At 45.3% G+C, this 22,859-nt stretch carries 12 protein-coding genes; 4 read left to right on the top strand and 8 right to left on the bottom strand.

Translation table 11 applies throughout. The features are described from left to right. The 3 genes from recD to ACE38W_RS14205 all read right to left on the bottom strand — a co-directional run bounded on the left by recD (position 1) and on the right by ACE38W_RS14205 (position 8,685). Positions 1 to 1,806 carry an exodeoxyribonuclease V subunit alpha gene (recD, locus tag ACE38W_RS14215; protein WP_375831845.1) on the bottom strand — a complete coding sequence of 602 codons (1,806 nt, stop codon included), beginning with the start codon at positions 1,804 to 1,806 and terminating at the stop codon, positions 1 to 3. Between the two features lie 206 nt (positions 1,807 to 2,012). Beyond that, entirely contained in the window at positions 2,013 to 2,435 is a 423-nt protein-coding gene (locus ACE38W_RS14210; RefSeq protein ID WP_375831843.1) for an SRPBCC family protein, read from the bottom strand. 151 nt (positions 2,436 to 2,586) lie between these two features. Beyond that, entirely contained in the window at positions 2,587 to 8,685 is a 6,099-nt protein-coding gene (locus ACE38W_RS14205; protein WP_375831842.1) for a papain-like cysteine protease family protein, read from the bottom strand. Positions 8,686 to 9,363: 678 nt separating this feature from the next. Here ACE38W_RS14205 and ACE38W_RS14200 point away from each other — a divergent pair. After that, positions 9,364 to 10,011 carry a methyltransferase domain-containing protein gene (locus ACE38W_RS14200; protein ID WP_375831840.1) on the top strand — a complete coding sequence of 216 codons (648 nt, stop codon included), beginning with the start codon at positions 9,364 to 9,366 and terminating at the stop codon, positions 10,009 to 10,011. A 37-nt stretch (positions 10,012 to 10,048) separates the two neighbouring features. Here the strand turns inward: ACE38W_RS14200 and ACE38W_RS14195 are convergent, their stop codons facing one another. Continuing rightward, positions 10,049 to 12,670, bottom strand: coding sequence for a hypothetical protein (locus ACE38W_RS14195; protein ID WP_375831838.1), 2,622 nt, complete (start codon positions 12,668 to 12,670; stop codon positions 10,049 to 10,051). 233 nt (positions 12,671 to 12,903) lie between these two features. On the opposite strand from ACE38W_RS14195, the gene ACE38W_RS14190 reads away from it, so the two are divergent. The 3 genes from ACE38W_RS14190 to ACE38W_RS14180 are packed head-to-tail and all read left to right on the top strand — an operon-like array spanning position 12,904 to position 18,809. Further along, positions 12,904 to 16,104: a SusC/RagA family TonB-linked outer membrane protein gene (locus tag ACE38W_RS14190; protein ID WP_375831836.1), complete on the top strand. Its 3,201-nt coding sequence runs from the start codon at positions 12,904 to 12,906 to the stop codon at positions 16,102 to 16,104. Positions 16,105 to 16,128: 24 nt separating this feature from the next. Further along, positions 16,129 to 17,916, top strand: a complete 1,788-nt coding sequence (locus ACE38W_RS14185; RefSeq protein WP_375831835.1) for a RagB/SusD family nutrient uptake outer membrane protein — start codon at positions 16,129 to 16,131, stop codon at positions 17,914 to 17,916. Positions 17,917 to 17,939: 23 nt separating this feature from the next. After that, positions 17,940 to 18,809 (top strand): endonuclease/exonuclease/phosphatase family protein, encoded by an 870-nt coding sequence (locus ACE38W_RS14180; protein WP_375831834.1) that lies wholly within the window; start codon positions 17,940 to 17,942, stop codon positions 18,807 to 18,809. 283 nt (positions 18,810 to 19,092) lie between these two features. Here the strand turns inward: ACE38W_RS14180 and ACE38W_RS14175 are convergent, their stop codons facing one another. The 4 genes from ACE38W_RS14175 to ACE38W_RS14160 all read right to left on the bottom strand — a co-directional run bounded on the left by ACE38W_RS14175 (position 19,093) and on the right by ACE38W_RS14160 (position 22,642). After that, positions 19,093 to 19,806: a Crp/Fnr family transcriptional regulator gene (locus ACE38W_RS14175; RefSeq protein ID WP_375831832.1), complete on the bottom strand. Its 714-nt coding sequence runs from the start codon at positions 19,804 to 19,806 to the stop codon at positions 19,093 to 19,095. Positions 19,807 to 20,122: 316 nt separating this feature from the next. Continuing rightward, positions 20,123 to 20,860, bottom strand: a complete 738-nt coding sequence (locus tag ACE38W_RS14170) for a YoaK family protein (RefSeq protein ID WP_375831830.1) — start codon at positions 20,858 to 20,860, stop codon at positions 20,123 to 20,125. 5 nt (positions 20,861 to 20,865) lie between these two features. Further along, positions 20,866 to 21,462: a class I SAM-dependent methyltransferase gene (locus tag ACE38W_RS14165; protein ID WP_375831828.1), complete on the bottom strand. Its 597-nt coding sequence runs from the start codon at positions 21,460 to 21,462 to the stop codon at positions 20,866 to 20,868. A gap of 157 nt (positions 21,463 to 21,619) precedes the next feature. Continuing rightward, positions 21,620 to 22,642 carry a S41 family peptidase gene (locus ACE38W_RS14160; protein ID WP_375831826.1) on the bottom strand — a complete coding sequence of 341 codons (1,023 nt, stop codon included), beginning with the start codon at positions 22,640 to 22,642 and terminating at the stop codon, positions 21,620 to 21,622. Between the last annotated feature and the right edge of the window lie 217 nt (positions 22,643 to 22,859).

Here is a 22,859-nt window from a genome sequence, read left to right as displayed (position 1 = left end):
TTAGTTGTTGCTGATCTCTGTTGCGATGCGCGCATTAATGCCGGAGCCTCTGTCCACGAATTTCTGCGCCGCCAGCAGGATGGTTTCCGTGCTGCCTTGCACGTATACCTTGTTCCTGGCTCGACTCACGGCCGTGTATACCAGTTCTCTCGTCAGCAATGGTACTTCTGTAGAAGGCAGTACCACCAACACTTTACCAAATTCAGAACCCTGGCTTTTATGGATGGTCATTGCGAATGCTGTTTCTGCGAGCGTCAGGTAACCGGGAAAAACACTGATCAGCTGACCATCACTATCTTCGAACCAGGCCATCAGCACGCCGTTTTCATCTGGGCGGATAATACCGGTATCGCCATTGAAAAGACCATGCTCATAGTAATTTTTTGTCAGCATCAACGGTCTGTTTTCATAAAATGCTGATGTGAGGTGCAGATATTTTTTATCAGAAAGATATTTCTCAATACGTCTGTTGATGGAAGATAAGCCCTGGGAGCCATCGCGGATAGCCACGAGTACACGTAGCTCATTCATCTTGCGCAAAGCGGCGAGGGTGTCTTTCTCTTGTATGAAAGAGGTGTAACCCGTTATAAAATCTTCGAATATCTCTTCTGAATAGGCGGTGTCAATAACCACCTGTTCATCAGCGCCGGGAGCCATCATTTCCCGGATGATGGCCGTATTATTCTGGATCAAAGCCTTACTGAATTTACCAATGCCGGTATTGCCGGTAAAACGGCGGCTACGGCGCAACTCCACTACATGTTCAAATAACGGATGTGAGGAGCCGTTGGAGATGGTAGTAATTTGTCCTTGATGGCTGGCGAATTTATTTATCAGCGCGGCCAGTGGTACGGAGAAATAATTCAGCGCTTCCAGGGCCTGGCAGAGATCTCCAAAGAGGCTACCAGCTTCCACTGAGGCCAGCTGGTCTTTATCACCGAGCAGGATGATCCTCGTGGTAGGTCTTATGGCAGCCAGCATTTTGGTAAACAATGCCAGATCTATCATGGAGCACTCATCCAGGATGATGACGTCGTAGTTGAGTGGATTTTCTTCGTTGTGACGGAAGTAGGGGGTGCCTCTCATTGGTTTAAGCAGCCGATGAATGGTGGATGGTGTCAGGTCCTGGAATTTTGCTGCCATATGCGGATCCTTGGGTATGGCGGCATTGCGCAGACTCTCGGCCATCCTCGCTGCGGCCTTGCCTGTAGGAGCTGCCAGCGCTACTTTCTGAAATGGATCTATCGTATATAAGAGCGCCAGAATTTTGGCTACGGTAGTGGTTTTACCTGTTCCTGGCCCTCCGGTAATGATGGTGAAATTATTTAATATTCCCGTGATAGCCGCTGCCAGCTGCCAGTCTACAGGATCATCAGCCGCTGTCAGGCTGGTATCTGCAGGAAATAGTTGTTGTATCAGCTGACTATGCTGCAACAATGCGGCAGCTCTTTCTTCACGCAGTGGCGCCTCGGCAGCCAGGAAATTGCGGATATATCGCAGCAAAGAAGTTTCGTACAGGTAATAACGTTGCATGTACAGCTTCTGTTTGTGTACGATGAACGGCTTATTAAGTGCGTCGGCAGTGCCGATGAGGGGCTGATGTAACAGCGCTGCGGCGGCGTTTTCGCGAAAACTATAATACTCCGGTAGCTGTTCCTGTTCTGCATGCAGGTTGTTCAGGTCAAGGCATATGTGGCCCTCACTGAGCTTTTTGGACAGCAGATACAAAAATGGTTTTAAATCCGGATGATCAAAATAGTCAGCAAATTGCTGATGAACGTCGTTGATGGTGATTATATTTCGCATACTTTTTACCCCTGGGAGCTGATCTCCCGCCATTGCCAGCTGCAAGAATAGGAATGTTGCATCCTCCGCCAGCACCAACTGCAAGTTTAATTCTTTTAACAGGAAGTAAAAAAAATTACTGTGTCCGCAACGGCTCCAAAAAGAAATGATTCTTCCGGGTTGTAACCACAGGAAGAATCATACAATTATTTTTACGGAAAAAGCTACTATTCGCTTTCTGCCAGCTGTTTTAGTTGTTGTAGGATCGGACTTTCTTCTCCTTGCTCAGGTTCCTGAACCGCCACTGGCCGGGAGTCTTCCATACGGATTTCCAGTTTCGTTTGTCCGTCTACTTCTTCCAGTATATATTTCATTACAAAATAATTCGCTGGAATGTCCTGTAGGTCAGGCCTTGGCGCAAACAAGCTATATGACAGCTGATGTGGCGGATGATAGGCCAACACAGTACCCCACTGTTTATATTCCTGGTCGCCCCACTTACTGCTGAATACTATCTTACTGCCTACAGCCCAATCTGTATCCAGGTCGCTGTTATACTGCCATTGCTTTACCAGCGCTGGTTGGGTAAGTACATCCCAGACTCTCTGCTGTCCGGCATTGATAGTTATTTTGGAGATATTAGTAATCATAGGATGAAATTGATATTTTAAAAAAATGCGTAAATAGTTATTGAAGGTAGTAATTATTCAAATGCTTTTAAAAGAGATCACTATAAAAATCAGTAAGGTGGCCTTTGCTGAGGCCACCTTACTATAAATGCTAACAGTACTTACACAATTACTACAACGACGTATCCGAAGGCGTTGCGCCAGGAGCGAGTTTGAAAATTTCATTTTCAAACATCACTTTAGGGCCACTGGAATACGGTGTTTTAGCTTTCCAGAAATTCAGCAAACGAACACAGAAATCAATGGAATTTCTTGCGCCGATCAAGCCATTGAAGGTTTCCAATTTGCTGGTATCGAAAAGGCTGGCATCATAATCATCATATTTGTCATGCTCTGTATGATTCTGGCCTTTGTAGCAATGGAAGTTCTGGATATCGCCGTAGTCGCCATATTTTCCAGGCTGGAACTGATCTGTAGAGCCGGTTTTCAGGTCGCCAGGGTTTTTCAGTACACGCTTTACATGCCCTTTTGCAAAGGAATCCTGTATCAGGTGCATGACAGAGCCGATGGCCCTTCTGGAATTATTAAGGAATACACATTTTGTATTGCGGTTAAGCAAAGTATTGATGGTATCCGTATCTGTAGGGTCGGAAGCCGCGGTGAAGAAGGTGTTCATCGTGTAAGTAGTGCTACCGAATTTAGCCGTTACCGGTATTGATTTCAATGTGTCAGTATCCATGATGCCTTCACCGATAGATAACTTATACATGGTTTCTACCCACAGTAGTATCTTGGCTTGCGTATCTTTAGGATCTTCACCTACCGCAGCAGACATAGCGTGTAAGAATTGTAAGTCCCAGTAGTGCGACCTTCCTGTAAGATTTTTCAGGTCGTTCGCACTGGCTTTACCGCCAGCATCAAATTTATTCTTCCAGATAATGCCGCTGGAGAAGTCCCAGTTATCATATTTATTTTCATCAAACAAAAGAACGGCCGGGTCATCATTCCACATTACCCCGCGGAAGAATTCATTCGTAGCGGAGTCGCTGCCTACTTTGGTACTGGCTGGTGTGCCTACAGCTGATTTGATCAATGCTGCAAGGGTGATATTTTCATGCACGGCATTGTGTACGTTCCAAGGCCCCTGGACCTGGTATCCTTCTGCATCCTCATCGATCTTATCTTTAAAATGCACCACTTGTACAAAGAGGTTATCGGATTTATTATCCGTTGCCATCTGTTCAAATTGTGCGATGAATTCCAGGAATGCCATTGATTTTTCAGTGCCGGTAGCTGGATCGTTGAACACAAAGAAAGTACCTGTTCCAGTTGGGTTGCCAGTACCCTCAATTCTCGTCAGGATGCGTGCATGTGGTGAGAACAGACCTTCGGCAATACTGGCATCCATGGTGATCCACAGCGGGCCATATGTCTTCATCCAATCGATATACTGCTGCAATGGATAATCCGCAGGTGATTCACCTACCATGCCCAGTCTGCCGATAAACGCTTCTTTCTCACTGGATTTCAGCCCTTGCTTATTATTGAATTTATCCAGATATTCATCTCCAGCCAGCGCCAGCACCGTTGGTACAGACATCGTTTTCTTCAATTTCCAGTTTATCATCATAGTGGCTGCAGTAGCCCAGCAGGCGAGCCTGTTATCCTGTAACATTTTAGGTACGCCGTCTACTGAAGCAAGTACGTTACCATTCTTTCCACTGCTGCTGATTTCCACAGATTCAACATTGCCTTCCGCATCTGTTTTCTGTGCTTTCACATCTTTGCCCTGGTCCGCAGCTTTTACTGCGGCATCTGTCAGCGTAGGTTTCTGTGCAGCTTTATCTTTTTCCAGCTCAGCTTTTTTGCTGGCGCCGCCATCAATTTGCTGCTGCAAATGTTCTTTCACCAGTTTGCCATAATCCTCGTTGCTGATAGCACCTGAATCCTTAGCGGTTTTAAGGGTATCCATAATTTTGGATGAGTTGTCCGTATTATGTCCCTGCATCGCCATGCTCTTTGCCATTTCAGCAAATGCTTTCGCATTTTCCTGGTTAGAGAGATAAGTCTTGATAGCATTCTGCTGGTTAGCATCCAGTCCGGTGATATCTTTGAAGATGCCTGCTTTACCCAGCAGTTCTGTAATACCGGCCAAACCTGATCCAGGTTCTGGCGTTGCTGGTGCATTCTGAATATTAACGATAGGAGTGGCAAAGTCCTTAAAGGCTGCCTTCCAGTCGGTAACCGTAGGTACCGGCGGTGTGATTGCATTAATCTGAGAAGGCTCGTCTGTTGGGAATTTCGTCCAGTCCTGTGATGAATTCTCTTTCACTTTCTCACATGCATCGCAGGCGCCTTGTACCGCTTCCATAAACACACCTCTTGTAGGCACGCTGATACGATATGGTGGTACTGGTGTAAGCGGCTGGTAGTGGTCTAACAGGGTTACTTCCTGCTCCACACCATCCCCGGTTTTTTCAGTAATGAACGACTGACTCACCTTGTAACCCGGCGCCACTGGCAATACCAGAGAGTTGCCGACAATACTCATCAGTTGATTTTTTACCACGGAGGCCAGACTTCTAAACCCAACCGGAATACCAAAATCATTAAATATCTGTATGTTGAAACCATCCAGTAGCATGTATCTCCTGTCTGCATCGAGGTTATACCACAGCGCTTTGTTGTAATGTTCCAGGTTACTGTTCAGGTGTTCTATCAGCTTCTGTACAAGATAACGGTCTTCTTTGCGCGGGTCTTTTTTCTCTTCTGCATTCTCCGGAATATAGAGCATGGTGTCGTCCAGGAGATCGTCGCCAACACTGCCGCCGTATAAGAGGCCATTGAAGTGAGGCGTAGAGTAGGCAATTCGTACGTTCTCTACCGTTAGTGTCACCAGGTCTTTGAGGGTTTTCACCACCGGACTGTTACAGAACAGTTTCATGGTCAGCGGGAAATCTATCCTGCGTTTGTTGGTAGTGCCTTCAAAGTTAATGCTCATCACACGTTCACCACCTTTGTAGCGGGAAGTGCTGGTCATATCAGTAGCGATGTATTCCATGCGGATACTATCTACTATCTTATCAAAAACTACTGGTGCAATATCATTGTAGTAGATATCGTCCCACTCGGAGATCAGCCTTCCTTTGAAGTAATAGTCCAGCATTTCCAGGGTACTCTTATAACCGAGGATGCTCGCATAGGCATCCCAGAGTTTTTTATCTATAATACCATTCTGGAAAAAGTCTATTGGAGAAATGTTGATGCTGATACCGGAAAATTTGATGCTGAATGCTTCAAAATTCACTACCCTTATACATTTCGCAGGAGGCACATATTCGTAATTAGCATCCAGCTGCATAAAGGAATCGAAGATTTTTTCTTTAGCCAGAATTTCTTCTGTTTCCGTATGCGAACCATCAGATCCAAACAGGAAGGACAGGCCTCCTGTCATAATGCCCAGCATGGCGCTTTTCGCGATACTACGTGCATCTGTTACCTCTTTAGTCACTGTTTTGGTGATGATAGGCAGGGATTTGATGCGATCGTATTTTGTTTTTGGTCTTTGCAGATTTGTACGCAGGTTGATATAGCCTTTGAGGAAACTGATTTGTTCCTGGTCGTAGCTGCCTGTTGGATAATCTACATGCACATAGTTTGTTTTGATGCGCTCATTGGCGTCAAAAGCTTTGAGCAAAGGATGCTGCGGTCTTCCGGCGATATAACTGAAAGGTTTCAGGTAAGTGTTGGAAGACATTGGCAGCAGGTTTTTTGCCAATACATCTGACCATTTGTAGATATTTTCCGTGGTAAAATTGGTCATCAGCAACGGCACAAACACACATTCTTCCACATTAACCAGCTCCTGGTAGATGGCGAAGTGACGCAGTACTTCAAAGTACATCATCGTCAGTGCATGACAGTGGTTATGGTTGGCCACCACATCTGCGGTAGCGCCGTAAGTCTGGCCTTCCTGCACAGAGGTAACTACAGAGGCATTTAGTTGCCGGTAACTTTCTGCGTTTTGCATGATAGACTGGCGCAGCCTTTCACCAAAGAACTGCGACACATTGCGGGAGCTGTTTTGAGAAGCAGAAGAGTTGGCATTCGAATATCCGCCGGCAACGCCCAGCGCTGCACCTATGCCGCCATAGCTAACGCCAACGCCTAAACCGGCACTGACGCCGCTGGTAGACGCTGTGCTGCTACCTCGCATTGCTTCGCTGATATTACCACCCAGCTGGTCCGTGATACTACGTTCGTTGAGTAGGTTGGCTGCTAAGGTTTCACCTTGTGCCACCGACTGATTCTCCGCGCCAACAATTGAATGGTTTGCATCGATCACCACCATCTGTTTTTTCTGTCCGGGAGCCAGGGCTAAGGAATACAGCAGATCTCCCATAGAATAACCATCGGCTTTAAACTCTGACTTATAATGCAGAATATGACCAGTGGCTACGGTTACAGATTGATAAAAGGAGAGATTATCACCTGCATCTGGCGCATCCTGCCAGCGAACAGGATTATCGAGGTCCACACCGGCACGTTTGATTTTTTTGTTGTCACCTACCAGTTCGAAGCTGCCATTTTCCAGCTTGCGCAAGGTATAGTTGGCAACATCCGGATCGGATGTACGAACGATCGCATGGTGCGTATATTCTCTTAATGTACGATTAGGAGTGGAGAGATTTACGCAGGAACCGCCTATGTCTTGTGAATATTGATCAGAATTGATCAGGTCTTCCTGGGCGGGTAGCCTGCCTGATTTTTTAACGGAGTGACATTCGCAGTCATCATCGCCATGACTGTCGCCTGTAGAATCGCAATCAGCGCCTTTCACCAGCAGATAGAGGAAGTCGCTGGAAATAGACTGGTTGTTTTTGGTAGCTGAATCAGTGGCAATATCCACCGGACTTTCAGGCGTCAATGATACCAATGCTTGAGCTGCAATGTACACGCCAAAAGGATAGGCCATAGAGAAATTGCCGGCACTATCAGCTTCAGCGGCGCCAACTATCTGCCAGGGCTGGTCTGCCCCTTTTTTAGCCTGCACTAATACAGTAACACCTTTCAGGTTACACTTCTTGCTAAGTTCTACCAGCTGCCCTCTCAGGCGTTTATTTTCATCTTTGCTGCCACTTTTATCCCCGGTGGTAATAACGTTGGGGCGTTGCAGTGGTACTGTGATTGCAAGTTTTCCGAGTGCGAGGTCATCTGCTTTGTAATCTTTTGACCAGATGATTGTCTTATCAAAATTTTTGACCTTCACCGACACGTTCCCGTCTACACTGCTGAGCAGTATCGGGTTTTCCTGGGTGAAGGAAAATTTGATCTTGCCGCTATGGAAATCTGTTTTATGCGCCATCCAATCGAAATGCTGGATCTGCATCAGGGAAGTATTGTCTGCAATGTAGGTGGAAAATTCTACAGACAAATCAAATAGCAACAGGTCGGTAAAACCTACTTCTGTATTATCTCCGCTAACTACCTCAAAGGTGCCGCTAATATCTACGGTCTTTTGTTCTGGCATTAGCAAAGGAAAATCAAACAGCTGTGCGAAGTTGGTAATCGTATAGTCGATGACGTTTTTAACGGCTGACTCCTGCACGCCGAGGCTGATTAAGATAGCGATCATCTTTGATTTCAACGGTTCATCAATATCTGTGCGTAGCGCAGGCGCTTTGCCGTTGAGATCTATCAGTTGATTGATCGTATATAACAGGTAGAATCCTTCTGGTTCAGCAGAGATGTTCCCGAATTTTTCCAGGAACTTTTTGAAGACGGTTTTATTGACCAGATAAAGATTTTTATTGATATACAATTCCGCATTTCCATCTGCAGCCCTGGTATCCAGGCGCCTGGTCAGCCTTTGCACAGGTTCCAGGTCTTTTAGAAAATAGATACCTTCCAGGATAGTGGTATCTGGCGTAACGGCCGAGCTGCCATACATCGCCTGCATAGTAACAGTAAGGTCGCTCAGTGTGACGTTTGTAGGCGCGGGAGAATTAAAATTAAACTGGAAAAACCTATTTAGTAAATCAAAGGCATTACTAAACATGCTACCTTCTGGCAGTGCGGTAAAATATTCCGTACCTGCTACCTGTTGAGAAAAGGTAATGGTGTTGGTAGCGGATTTTTCCCGGGTCACTTGTCCGCCTGTGTCGCTTACATTAAACGTGAATACAGGATAACTGACGTTGATGGGAACTTTACTAAACGGCAGCTTAGTAGGGTCCGCTGCATAGCGGAACGACTTTTGGAGTGTTAACATTGACTTTCAATTTGGGGTTTAAGAATACGTGTATTCTGCTACTAAATACAAGTAAGCATCATTTGAATTGGGGTTTGGGGTCTAATATAACATGTACAGTACTGTCGGTTACGAAGGATCGAAATTAGTAGTTTCGTATTTTTCGACAAATTTTTTTGATGTGCTTTTTAAAAATTCAGTAGAAGTACGTTGGATATCTGGAGCCCTGCCAACGTGATTCTACGGTGAAAGTATATGGTGCAACTTTTTTTTATTAGTAATAATATTATTAATCTTCTTTTAATATAAGAAAAATATATTTTTTATAAAAAATATAAAAACAATCATTTAAAATAGGATTTATCCGTTTTGAATTACTTGCAAACAATAGGGCGGGTTAGACTGTTAATCATCCAAGCTTTCTGGAATTTCATCCATGCCCTTGTTATTATCCGCTAGTTACGATCATGGCTACACTGTTTTCGTTTGATTGATATGCTGTCTCCGGCAAATGAACAGATGTAAAAAGGTTGCTTATGAATTCCTTGCAAAATATTCCGTCATGAGTATCACGGAAAAAATCACACATCGGTTTTTGAATGGAAGTTTATTGGAGTGATGTTGTTGCAAATAGGCCGCAGCATTGCCTTTTAAGGGAGCTTATTGTAATTATTTCTTACTAAAAAATGATGAATAAATATGACACAGCAGAAGCTTTATGTACAATATGGTTGCGGACCTTTTTCTGCGCCCGCAGGCTGGAAAAATTATGATGTATCACCTACCTTGAGATTGCAAAAAATACCATTAATCGGAAAGTTGTTAAAACAACGGATGCATGTGGCTTTCCATCCGGATATTATCTTGGGAGATATCATCACCGGATTACCGGGCGTGACAGCCAACTCCTGTGATGGTATTTATTGCAGCCATGTATTGGAACATCTTTCATACCAGGACTGCAAAAAAGCGCTGGACAATACTTTTACGTTACTCAAACCCGGTGGCTATTTCCGTTGTGTAGTTCCTGATCTGGAAAGTGCTGCTAAAAATTATATTGCACAGTTAAATCAAAAAGACCCTGAAGCTAATGTGAAATTTATGGATGAAACCCTGTTAGGAAAGCGTTATCGTGTGCGTGGTATGCGCCAGCTCATACAGGCTACCTATGGCAATAAAGAGCACCTGTATATGTGGGATCACTTGTCGCTCAGCAAAGCATTTGAGCAGGCAGGTTTCAAAAACGTGCGTGCCTGTGCCTTCAACGACAGCCATGACAGTATGTTTGAAAGGGTAGAGGAGGCCTCCCGGTTTAATAATGCTGTAGCTTTAGAAGCCAGCAAATAAAGTTGCCTATTGAGTTACTAACTGTCACGATTACACGCTAACAATTAGCCGCAATTATTTCCCCATATGGTCGTTCGTACCTTTCCCCGTAAATTACCTGATAGTCTTCCTGGAAGCGCAGGAACAGCTTGTGTGCAGAGGCATGCTGCTGCTGTTGCGCCAATGCCTTGCATTTATACATCACCGCCGATTCACAAACAGGATCAAAGCGTAGCATGCAATCACAGATCGCAATGATACGGTTAGGTGATAATTCATGATGATGATAATGCAGGTATTCGTCCATGTTACTGATCACGTGCTGACAGATGGCTGCACGATAGCTGTCCAGCCACTGATAGTCGAGGCCTTCCAGCAGAGGGCCTCTCAATAATTCCAGGTGTTGTTCCGGCGCCTGGCAGAAAGGAGGCAGCTGACGCCATTGCGATACATCAATCGCAATCTGCATTTCATCTACCAATAATACCCATCTGCCTTTTTCTTTTATTAATGAATGTTCGCCCAGCTTATCCAGGAGGCTGCGCAGCTTCGCGATGTTTACCGAACGGTTATTTTTAGCGGCGGCCTGTGTCATCGTAGGCCACAGCGTATCCGTGATACGCGCTGTTGTGATGCCTACACCTTCTGTAATATTTGGCAACATTATCAGCAAAAATAATTCTCTTACCAACGGACTAAACTGCCTGCTGATATCCGTTCCTTGTTGATCTATTACTTTAAAAGTTCCAAAGAGCTGTATCCTGGCCATTACTGGCGGTAGGGAAATGGGCGTTTCCTCCGCTGTAACCGACGCCTTTATTTCAGCTGGCATGGCCAATTCTATTGGCTCACTGACTGGAAGTATTGCAATGGTTTGTGTGATAACAGGTTCGGCAAAATATGGTTCCGGTATTAGTATGGTGGGTTCATTCCTGGTATTGGCTGTAACTGTTTTGCCTATACGAAAAGGTCTGCATTCTGCCCATACTACCAGCAGCAGCACCGCCATGCCTACAAGGGCTTTCCAGGAAAGGAATATCCGCCACCAGCTGGGTTGCATATGTGTTAGCGTAGGTATGGAAACCGGCAGCAACAGACTATATACCTTCACCTCGCTGGTTTTATTATCCGCAGCATAACTGGTGACAGCTAATAACTCCCCGGTTTTTTCGCAATAATACAAAGCAACTTTCGACTTCACATCAGCAAAAGGAAAATCAATAGCTGCGCCAATCAATTCACTGGAAGCTTGATGCAGGTCTACTTTCATGAGCCGGAAGGCCGACTGCAGGCGATCGTTGGGGAATACCAGCGTATATCCCACCTGCTGCCGGGAATCAATGACCAGGTTGCCGCCAAAGGCATAGGGATGCTGTGGCTTGGGCAGCGTATATATTTTCGTGTACCGATGACGACGTATATCTAATACCGTTAGATCATATAGTTGATGTGGGTTTAGTATTTGTTCTCCGTTGAGACTGCCATAACCTCCAAGTATATACGCGGTATCTCCCTGCGGATTCAAGCCTACCGCAGAAAGGTAGCGTGGCGTAAATCGTTCTCCATCGACGGTAGGCGTATCCCAGCGCTGCGTATGAGGATGGTAGCGGCGCAGCAGGTTTTTATACTGGTAATCACCATATCCACCAATTTGATATACTGCACTATCATAGCTGGAATAGAACACGGCAGGATGCCAGTAATGCGTGACCGGGTTACTGTCTAAGGCAAGTGTCCAACGTTGTTGCTGCGGATCAAAGATTGCCACTTTAGGGCTGTCCGGAAAATAATTATATAGCCGCTGATGTTGTTCATCGAAAACAGTTTGGTTGCCCTGAGGGGCGCCGGTAGGTTGGGAGAGTGTTTGTGAAACCATTTCCTTTCGAACTGCGTTCCATTGCATTAATTCTTGTTGCCCGGAGATATATAAGATATCCAGGTGATTGTTGAAGGCAAGACTTACATTTCCTTTTACCTGCCAGGTGCCTGCCAGCTGCCAGTTATGATAGCGGGGTTGCAGCCATACAGGATTTTCTGTATAAGCTACTTTTCCTTTTACCAGATCTGTATCATGTAATCCATTGCGCTGAGCTAAAGGAAAATGCATTTGTAATGATTCTCCGCGAAACCATTGAATGTCGCGCAGCCGCATCGGAGGAAGATCTATACTTCTGCAACTGCCATCGCGGTTAGCCCCAAAAAGAAACTGACCAGATTTTCCGAGGATTAGTTTTAATGATACCTCACTCACCATTTTATTATCTATCCAAAGGGATAATAAACGGCTGTTAACCCCGATGTTAACGCGTATGTTTTTCCATTGATGGGCCATGGTACCTGGTTCCATGGGAAAGCTGATGCCAGAGAATTCATTACCTGTTACAACTTGTAACGCTTTCGCATGTACGTTATATATCAGATCAATGTTCTGGTCCTTATCATCTATAAACCGGAAAAGGTATCCGAAATAGCTGGTAGATAAGGGTGCAAAAGAGAGATCGAAGGAGAGCGTGTAGTCGTAGTCGTTAGATAACGGCACAGCCGGGATGACCAGCGAAGTACGTTGTTCCGGGATGATATTTTTAGCCCGAAATTCCAGTCCGTATCCTTCCTGGGCAGCCGCAAGGTTCGTCAATGCTAGTATTAATATGGCCAGTATACGAGTAAAATGATAATACATCTTTAGCAAAAATATCCCATTAAGCGTGGTTCTCTTGTTAAGTTTATATTAATAGATATACCCTTTTTTAAAGGGTTAATGGTTGAAAATTCTTTTCTGTGGCTGGTTTTACTACAGCATATGCCGGTGGTTGTTAATCTTTCATTATCCCTGTTGTTAATCGCCTTCTGTTTACTTCACGGCAAATTCTTTCTGATTAAAATAAAATAATATTCTTAAACAACAAAAGCATCATGAGAAAATGGTTTTGTATGCTTTGCCTGGTAAGCGGCGCAACTGCATCCTATGCGCAGTCGCACCAGACCACAGGTAGAGTAACCGATGAAAGCGGCCAGGGCCTGCCTGGTGTTTCGGTGAAGGTACTAGGTACCAGTCTTGGTACCAGCACAGACGCGAAAGGCGGATTTAGCATCAATGCTGCACCGAATGCGCAACTGATCTTCACCTACGTAGGCTTCAATACAGATACTGTATTGGCCAGCCGCGCAACAAGTGGAGTTAGATTAAAGACCAAAGTAGCTTCCCTGAACGATGTGGTAGTAGTGGGTTATGGTACGCAGAAAAAGGCGAACCTGACAGGAGCTGTTGCACAGGTGACCGGCGAGGTGCTAAGTAGTCGCTCTATCCCTAACATTACACAGGGCCTGCAGGGCGCTATCCCTAACCTGAACCTCGTAATGGGGGATGGTAAACCTTTACAGTCGCCTTCGTACAACGTACGCGGTAATACCTCCATCGGACAGGGTGGTAGCGCGCTGGTATTGATAGATGGGGTGCAAGGCGATCCTTCCCTCATTAACCCTAATGATATCGCCAGTGTGACCGTATTGAAAGATGCTTCGTCTGCTGCGATCTATGGCGCTCGCGCCGCTTTTGGGGTGGTCTTGATCACGACCAAAAATCCTGCTAAGGGTAAAACCACCATGACGTATTCTTCCAACTATTCTTTAAAAAGTCCGACCTCCGTTCCTGATATCGTAGACAATGGCTATCAGTATGCGTCTATGTTCAACGAGGCATGGTCTGCATGGAACGACTATTCACAAACCGCGCAGAACATCAACAAAACGCAGCCTTTTTCTGCAGCCTACCTGGCAGAATATAAAAAGCGCAATGATGATCCTTCGCAGCCAAAAGTAGAAGTAGGTGCAAATGGTAACTATGTTTACTATGGAAATACCAACTGGTATGACCTGCTATACAAAAAACATAATTTCTCTACTGACCAGAACTTAGCCATTTCCGGCGCCAGCGAGAAAGCCAGCTATTATATCACCGGGCGTTACTATGGACAAGAAGGTTTGTTCCGTTTTAATTCTGACAACTTCAAAGCGTATAACTTCCGCGCTAAAGGAAGCTTACAGGTATTGCCATGGCTGGAACTGAATAACAGCACTGATTTCGCGTACCGTAGCTACCATAACCCACTCAACGTGGGCGAAGGCGGTGGCATCTGGCGCAACCTCGCCGACGAAGGCCATCCTTCTTCTATGCTGTTCAACCCGGATGGTACGCTGACATTTACAGCTGCGTATACTGTTGGTGATTTCTTCTATGGCAAAAATGGTATTGATACCACCAACCAGCAGATTCGTAATACGACCGGTTTTGTTGCCAAATTCAAAAATGACCACTTCCGTGTAAAGGGCGACTTTACTTTCCAGATATTCAACAACGGAGAAACCCAGAAACGTGTGCCTGTTCCTTACAGCACCGCGCCTGGTGTGATTTCTTATGTTGGTGCCGCATATAACGACCTGCAAAACCTCACCGCTCGTACGCAGTACATCGCTACCAACATCTATGGTGAATATGAAAACCGCTTTGGCGGCCACTACATCAAGGTGCTCGCAGGTTATAACTTCGAGCAGTCTACTTATTCTGCATTTTCCGCACTGAGAAATGGTTTGTCGTACCCAGGTGCAGAAAACCTGAACCTGGCGCTGGGACAAAATATCAGCACCGCAGGGTATTGGGACAGATGGGCGATCCTCGGTGGATTTGGCCGATTGAACTATAGCTATAAAGATCGTTACCTCTTAGAGTTTAACGGACGATATGATGGTTCTTCCAAGTTCCCCTCCAATCAACGTTTTGCATTTTTTCCGTCGATCTCCGGTGGTTGGCGTGTATCTCAGGAATCTTTCTGGCATGTATCTCCCAAGATATTGTCTGACCTGAAAGTGCGTGGCTCCTATGGCTCTTTGGGTAATGGTAACGTTGCCTCCTATACGTACCAGGAGTTATTCAACATCACGCAATACGGTCGTGTAATCGGTGGTGTATTACCGCAGAAAACGCAGCAGCCGGTGGTACTTCCTGATGGCCTTACCTGGGAAACCGCCCGCACAGCTGATCTCGGGATCGATATGGGCTTCCTCAACGATCGTCTGAACTTCAGCGGCGATATCTACGAGCGTAAAACGATGAATATGTTTACCGTAGGGCCGACCCTGCCGGATGTATTTGGCGCCGACCCTCCAAAAGGAAACTATGCTGATCTCCGCACCCGTGGCTGGGAAGCCAGCATCAACTGGCGCGATAAATTTATGGTAGCCAACAAACCATTCGTTTACAGCGCAGGTGTGTGGGTGTCTGACTATAGCGCTACTATTCTCCGATATAATAATACGAGCGGCATTCTCACAGATTATTATGTAGGTCAGCGTTTGGGAGATATCTGGGGATTGGTAAATGATGGTTTTATGACGCAGAAAGATGCAGATTATGCCAATGCCAACGGTACACAGACCCAGTATAAATCTTCTACCAGTGGCCACTGGATGGCCGGTGATCTCAAATTCAAAGATCTTAACGGCGACGGAAAGATCAACAACGGTACCAATACACTCTCTAATCCCGGCGACCAGCGCGTGATTGGTAACAGCACTCCACGCTATAACTTCGGGATTAAACTGGATGCCTCCTGGAATAACTTTTCTATTGGCGCATTCTTCCAGGGCGTAGGTAAGCAGGATTGGTACCCGGGTGGTGAAGCAGATGCCTTCTGGGGACAATACAACCGTCCTTATAACTATGCCATGAAATACCAGCTGGGTAAGATCTGGACAGAAGATAACCCGAATGCCTATTTCCCGCGTTACCGTGGCTATGTGGCACAAGGAGGTAATGAGTTGTCTATCGCTCAAACAAAATACCTGCAGAACGTTCGCTATATACGTCTGAAAAATTTACAGATCGGCTACAACCTGCCAGCACGCCTGATTTCCAGGGCACACCTCAACAGCATGCGCATTTATATTTCCGGCGAAAACCTCTGGACTGCTTCTCCACTGTATAAGCTGACCCGTAATATCGACGTAGAGAATATCGGAAAATCTGATGTGATCCTGACAGGAAATTCCAACAATGGTAACGGTAACAACTATCCGATTCTGAAGAGCTATACTATTGGCTTACAGGTATCATTATAATTCTTTTTTTAAACTTTCAGAACAATGCATATACCCTTCAAAAAGCAATGGGCTGCAGTGATCATAGGGGCAGCAGCACTGGCAGGATGTACAAAGAGCCTGGACCAGTCGCCGCAGGCTAGTGCCACCCGCGATGCGGTGTTTGGCAGTGAGGCCGGGCTGAAACTTTATACTACTTCTTTCTACGATATATTACCAGATATCAATACGCCTTTCCGTACCGATTGTAACCTCTCCGACCTGGGAGCTATCAACACTGTACCGGATTATATCCGCCCCGGCGTGTATAGCGCACAGGTAGAAGCCAAGTCCAATTGGAGTTGGACAGCATTGCGTAACGTGAACTACTTCATCGTTAACAATAACAACCCCGCAATACCTGTTGCCACCAGGGATAACTATACCGCCCTGGCCCGTTTCTTCCGCGCTTATTTTTATTTCGAGAAAATTAAGCGTTATGGAGATGTACCCTGGCTAAGCAAACCACTGGCAGTAAACGACAGCTTACTCTATGCAAAGCGTGATTCCCGCGTTTTGGTGATGGACTCTGTTATTGCGGATCTGGACTGGGCTGCCAGCCATATAATCGACGGGGAAGATGCTACCCGTAGTACCATCACCCAAAACGTAATATTGGGCTTTAAATCGCGTGTATGCCTCTTTGAAGGCACCTATCGTAAATATCGTAACGACTCGTTGCCTGGCTCGGGCGACTTGCTCACACAAGCTGCTGCCGCCGCAAAAGCAGTGATGGATAATGGTAAATATTCCCTGAACCAGGGCAACCAATCGTACCGTAATTTATTCATCAGCGCAACGCCGGTAACCTCAGAGATCATGTTGGCAGATATTACCAGCAGCACTTTAGGTAAGATGAACGATGCCAACTGGTTCTTTACCAGCGCTACCTACGGCAACCGTTTCAGCTTCACCCGCGATTTCATCAACACCTACCTGCAACAGGATGGTACTGCATTTACTGATGTGCCAGGCCATGATACCATGACCTTTGCGCATGAAACACAGAACCGCGACCTGCGCCTCGGACAAACAATACGCCTGGCAGGATATAGCCGTGTAAATAGTGGCAAAACACAAGCAGCACCGCCTGTGTTTTCGTATACCTATACCGGTTATCAGCCTATTAAATGGTGTTTAGACGATATGTACTACGATGCGGGCGCACTCAATACCAACAGCATTTCCCTCATGCGCTATGCAGAAATCCTGTTAAACTATGCAGAAGCCAAAGCGGAGCTGGGACAGATGGACGGTACTGTATGGGTGCAAACTATTGGCGCTTTACGCACCCGTGCTGGCATCGCCAATGCTAATAATTTACCTGTTACCGTAGACGCCTATATGAAATCGCGCTACTATCCGGATGTAACCAATGCGCCTTTGATGGAAATCCGTCGTGAACGCGCTATTGAGCTTTGCCTGGAAGGCTTCCGCTGGATGGACCTCGTGCGTTGGGCACATGGTGACCTGCTGCTGAAAAAATGGAACGGCCTCTATGTGCCTGCTTTGAACGTGCCTATGGACCTCAACGCAGACGGCGTTCTGGATGTATGCTTCTATCAGACTACACCACCAGCAAATCCAATTCCAGGTGTTACTTATATCAATGTAGGCCCAACTTTAGGTGGCGTCACTAACCCGCAGCAGCTGGCAAACGGCACCTATGGTGAATTACACTGGCAAGATGCTACCAATCGTATATTCCAGTCTTACATGTACGTATATCCACTGCCGCTTACCGCTATTCAGCTGAATCCAAACCTATCACAGAATCAAGGATGGGGTCAATAAACGTTCATGACTAAACGAAAATGATGAAAAAAAATGTTCTGATAACAACGCTTTGCCTGGTCATCGTACAGATGGCCATGGCGCAGCGTTTTACTGTAGGATCTTACAACCTGCGTTACGACAACAAAAGCGATTCCCTGCATGGCAACGGCTGGCAACGCCGCTACCCGGTAATTGCCAACCTGCTCCGCTTTCATGGCTACGATATCTTTGGTACCCAGGAAGGACTGAAACACCAGCTGCAAAACCTGAAAGATAGCCTGCCCGGCTTTGCCTACATCGGCGTTGGCCGTGATGATGGAAAAGAAGCTGGCGAGCATTCTGCTATCTTCTATAACACCCAGCTATTTAAAGTAGAGAAACAAGGGAACTTCTGGTTGTCGGAAGTGGAAGACAAGCCTAACAAGGGCTGGGATGCGGTGTTGCCGCGCATCTGCACCTGGGGGTTATTCAAAGAAATCAAGACAGGCTTTACGTTCTACATGTTTAATCTGCATATGGACCATGTAGGTGTGCAGGCGCGTGCAGAAAGCGCGAAGCTAATATTGAAGAAGATCAGGGAAATGACTGCGGGACGCCCGGTAATACTGACCGGCGACTTCAACGTAGATCAGAACAGCGAATCTTATTTGTTGCTGGCAAACAGCAATGTATTGTTTGATGCATATACGACTACTAAGCTACGTTATGCGCTGACGGCCACTTTCAATAACTTTAAACCAGATGTTACTTCAGACAAGCGCATCGATCATGTATTCCTGACAAAAGACTTTATTGTGCAGCGTTATGGCATCCTCGATGATACCTATCGCAGCCAGGATGGCGATACTGGCGTTGCCCGTTTACCTTCAGATCATTTCCCTGTATTGGTAGAAGTGACACATGGCAGATAGCCAGCGGATGTGCCAGTGCATGGAGTAAGGAACAAAGAAGTGATCAGAAGATATCATTTGCACATTTGCGATCAGCTTAAAAGAAGGTGTCTCAAAAATGTTTTTTCAGGCGTGCGCAGCGCGGAATCCACCCAGCTGATACTTCGGTATCAGCTACAAATCCAATACAGACAAGAGAATAATAATGATTGTCTGATTGCTGATAGATTACCAATTTATCGACGATTTAGATTTGAAAATGTTTTTGAGACACCCTCTTTGTCGAAGCTAGTTGATGGCAATATTACATATTACCACAACCAGACAATGCAATCAATTTCTTCACATCTTTTACATAAATCTTCCTGCCATTAGTGGTGATAATACCTGCGGTCTTGAATTCTGTAAGGAAGCGAACAATATTTTCAGAGCCAGTACCTACCATATTGGCGAGGTCGGCACGGGAGATGTTGATGCAGATTTCTGCGGACGGGTTATGTTCATCTTTGAATTTTTCCCGTAAAAGAATGAGTGTCACGGCGAGGCGTTCTTTCACGGAATGCTGTGCCAGGAGAGAAATGGTATTGGAGAAGACCACAAATTCGTGGCAGAGATTTTTCAATAGTCGTTGTGCGAGCATGGGTGATTGTGCCACGGCACTTAGGAAAGCTTCTTTTGGAATAAAGGCGATGGTGCTGTCTTCCAGCGTGGCGGCGGAGTCGGGATAGCGTTCGTCCAGTACTACGGCGTGGTATCCAATCAGTTCACCGGAATTGGCCACATAGATGATCTGTTCTTTGCCGGTTTTATCGGCTTTATATTTTTTTACTTTTCCTTTCAGGATAAAGAAGATCCCATAGGCCGCATTGTTTTCCCGAAATATGACTTCCCCTTTTCCGTAGTGCTGCTCGGTCATGTCTTTACAAAGCAGTTGCATATCTTCTTCCGGAAGATTCTTGAGGATGGATTGGGATTTGAAGCTCCATTTATCAATGGGGAAAAGACCCTTCAGACTCATACGTATGTAATTCTTTATGCTTTCCTGGTTATAAAAAATTGATATTTTTCAGTTTTTCAACTGAAAAGTATCAATGCATTTGTACCTGTTCAAAGGTACCTTTGCAAAACGAAATAATCAACTATTTCCTGTCTGGAATACAAGGCTGTATTAATGATATAAGCATTTGTCTGTAAATGATTAAGGAAGATGTTGAAGTAATAAATTGCGTTTGAAGCACCACCAATAAATCGTATAATAGTAAGGATGACCTATCAATGGTCTTGACCATTTGATGATAATGCAGTTAGGAAGCACATCAGTGCTTCCTTTTTTATTAACTGCGATGGCTGGTTCCTAGTATTTTTCTTATCATTTTTCTAAACTTTAACCGGAATACATCGTAGCCGATGGCGATTACCAATATGGCTGCCGGGATATAAAATGTATGATATCGCAGCCGAAGGAACGCATATCCGCCTGTGATGCCGCCAGCAAGGAAAAACAAGATAATGGTGAGGCGCAGAACGACTTTCCGTTTGGTTTCATACTTGTTTTCCGCAGCCACGGTAAGCAGGCTATAGAGGTCTATTCCCAGGTCGGTGAACATGCCAGTGAGATGGGTGGTTCTCACTACGGAGCCTGAAATTTTGGATACCAGTGCATTTTGCATACCCATTGCAAATAGCAGGCTGCCAGCGAAATATTCGGTTTTAATAATGGTGTTGTCAAAGGTATATCCGAAGATGCCTACCAATATTAGAATCGCTATTTCAGCAATGATGGGAATGGTATAGGTGAATCGTTTGTCTGTCTTGGTTTTATCGATACACCATGCGGTAAAAAAGGCACCTGCCAGAAACAGGAATAACCACAATGCAACCATTCTGGCAGCTCTTAGCTCGCCTAGTGCCAGCTTATGAGCCAGAAGAGCTGCATGTCCGGTTACATTGGTGGTTAGTACTGCAAAGGCAAAAAGCCCTGCTGCATTGACAATACCGGCGGTAAAGCAAAGTAGCACGGCTAAACGTAGATTATGCCTGTAAGTTCGTTTTTTACCTGTATGACGTAACACGTTTGCTACCGTTTAATCCACATTTTCAGTAATAGATCTACCGTAGCGTCTACCAGTTGGTAGCTGGGCGGCAGCTCGTCTTCCATGCTATGATAGGTAACCAGCCTGGTGCCGCGTGGTTTCTTATCCAACTCTCTGAATAGATATCTACAGTAATAATGATATAGACTGCTGGAATATTCTATGCTTTGGTCTATGTGTCCATCGCTGACCAGGTTTTCAAAAAAGGAATTATAGAAATAGAAGTTGTCAAAATCCTGGAGGTCTAACTGGGTTAGATTGCCATGAATAAAATCTACATTGGAAATGCCTGTATATGCTTTCGCAGACATTGCATGATCGTGTAGCTCTTGTCGTTGTTCTATACCATAGAAATTAGCTTCTGGGTTATAGAAAGCACCCAGCAAAGCAAATTTCCCAACGCCGCTGCCTATGTCCAGCACTTTGACGCCTGGCCTACAAGCCAGGAACCTGGCGGATCTTTGGACAACAGGCATAGGTGTCCAGTGTCGCTTGGACAGCTTTTGAATATGCTCCGGATATAACCAATCGAAGGATGTATCGTTTTTATTCCAGGTTGGACTTGGCGTAATGCTCCCCATGTGCTTGAAAAAGCCTGGCTGTCTTATTTCCAGGCAGGTTAATAGTACAGTGCTTTATTGCTGCACAAAGTTAGGGCTATACTTATTTTTAAAAGTTGATAGAGTGCAATGGAAAAACTGTAAAAAATCAATTTTTGGAAGAGTAGGTGAATAATCGTTATTGCATCCATTTGCGTATTGCCTGTCTCAGTTGTTCCTCGCTCACTGCAGCAGGATCTATATATTCCGCTGGTGATAGTGATCCCGTATATGCTTTGCCGTTACGATCACAGGTAACGCTGGATGCCAAAGAAATGAAAGCGCTATCGGCCAGGAAAATGTTGCTTTTGCCGGTAGCAACGCCATAGGTAGGTACGCCAAAGGTTTTTACATTCGGTAAACCCAGGAACGCGATCAGTATCATTTCTCCGGCGCTGGCAGTATATTTTCCGGTGATGATAGCAATTGGTTTTCTGGAAAGCAGCAGTGGTGCGTAATCAGAGAGGTACCCCAACCGGGCGGTCTTGCGACCGTTTTTTGTATAGATTCCATTTTTATACCGCGTAATATAGGATGCATGGTTTTTATTGTCGACGTATTTCAGCAGTATATCCTGGTTGATCAGCGGCGCAAAGCCTGTCAGGAAGGGCACAGGGGTGCCACCTTCCATCTTTCTGAAATCAATGATGACACCTTTTACATTTGTGTTGTCCATCTGCTTAAGCGCTGCATACAAGCTATCGGCCACACGATGCCGATCGGAGAGGTCAATGGCATTGTAGGACTTTAGTTCAATGATGCCGCAGCTATCGGCTATGCTGGCATTAAAAGGAATGCTGGCAGATTGTTCACTAACGGTACTTAGCACGGATTTGCCATTGGTGGCTGGTGGCTGAAAGTAGCTATGCCGGTCTTGCAGGCCTGCTATCAATTCCTTAATGGCAGGGTAGGCATCTTTCCAGGTAACAGCACTATCCATTTTGCTGATAGATGCCTGATATAACTGTTTGAAATCGATCTCTTTTTTTCTATAACTTTCCCTGCTTACCTGTATAAACGCCTCATTAAAATACTGTAACGCGGTAGGGGAGATATGCAGCTGCGCTGCTTCTCGCTCGCTCAGCAAATAATTGCTTTTACAGCTATAAATAACAATGGTTGTTGTGAATAATAAAGCGGCTACAGCATTTATTCTTGCCATGTTTTTAGATATTTGTTGGTATGGGAGATGGCATACGGGAATGAATATATGAAAATCGTCGCTATCTATCAACAGGCTGTTTACTGAAATCATCTGCAAAATGATGATGTCATTCAGCAAATATCAACGTCTGGCCATTCCTGTGGTTGCTTAAGAGGACTGAATACACTCTTTTTTAATTTCTAAAAGATGAGAAATTAACTATTTTAAGAGATGT

The organism is Chitinophaga sp. Hz27, assembly GCF_042263525.1.
Taxonomy (GTDB): domain Bacteria; phylum Bacteroidota; class Bacteroidia; order Chitinophagales; family Chitinophagaceae; genus Chitinophaga.
Note: the sequence above shows the minus strand (reverse complement) of the source record. Positions and strands in the feature narration are given on the sequence as shown.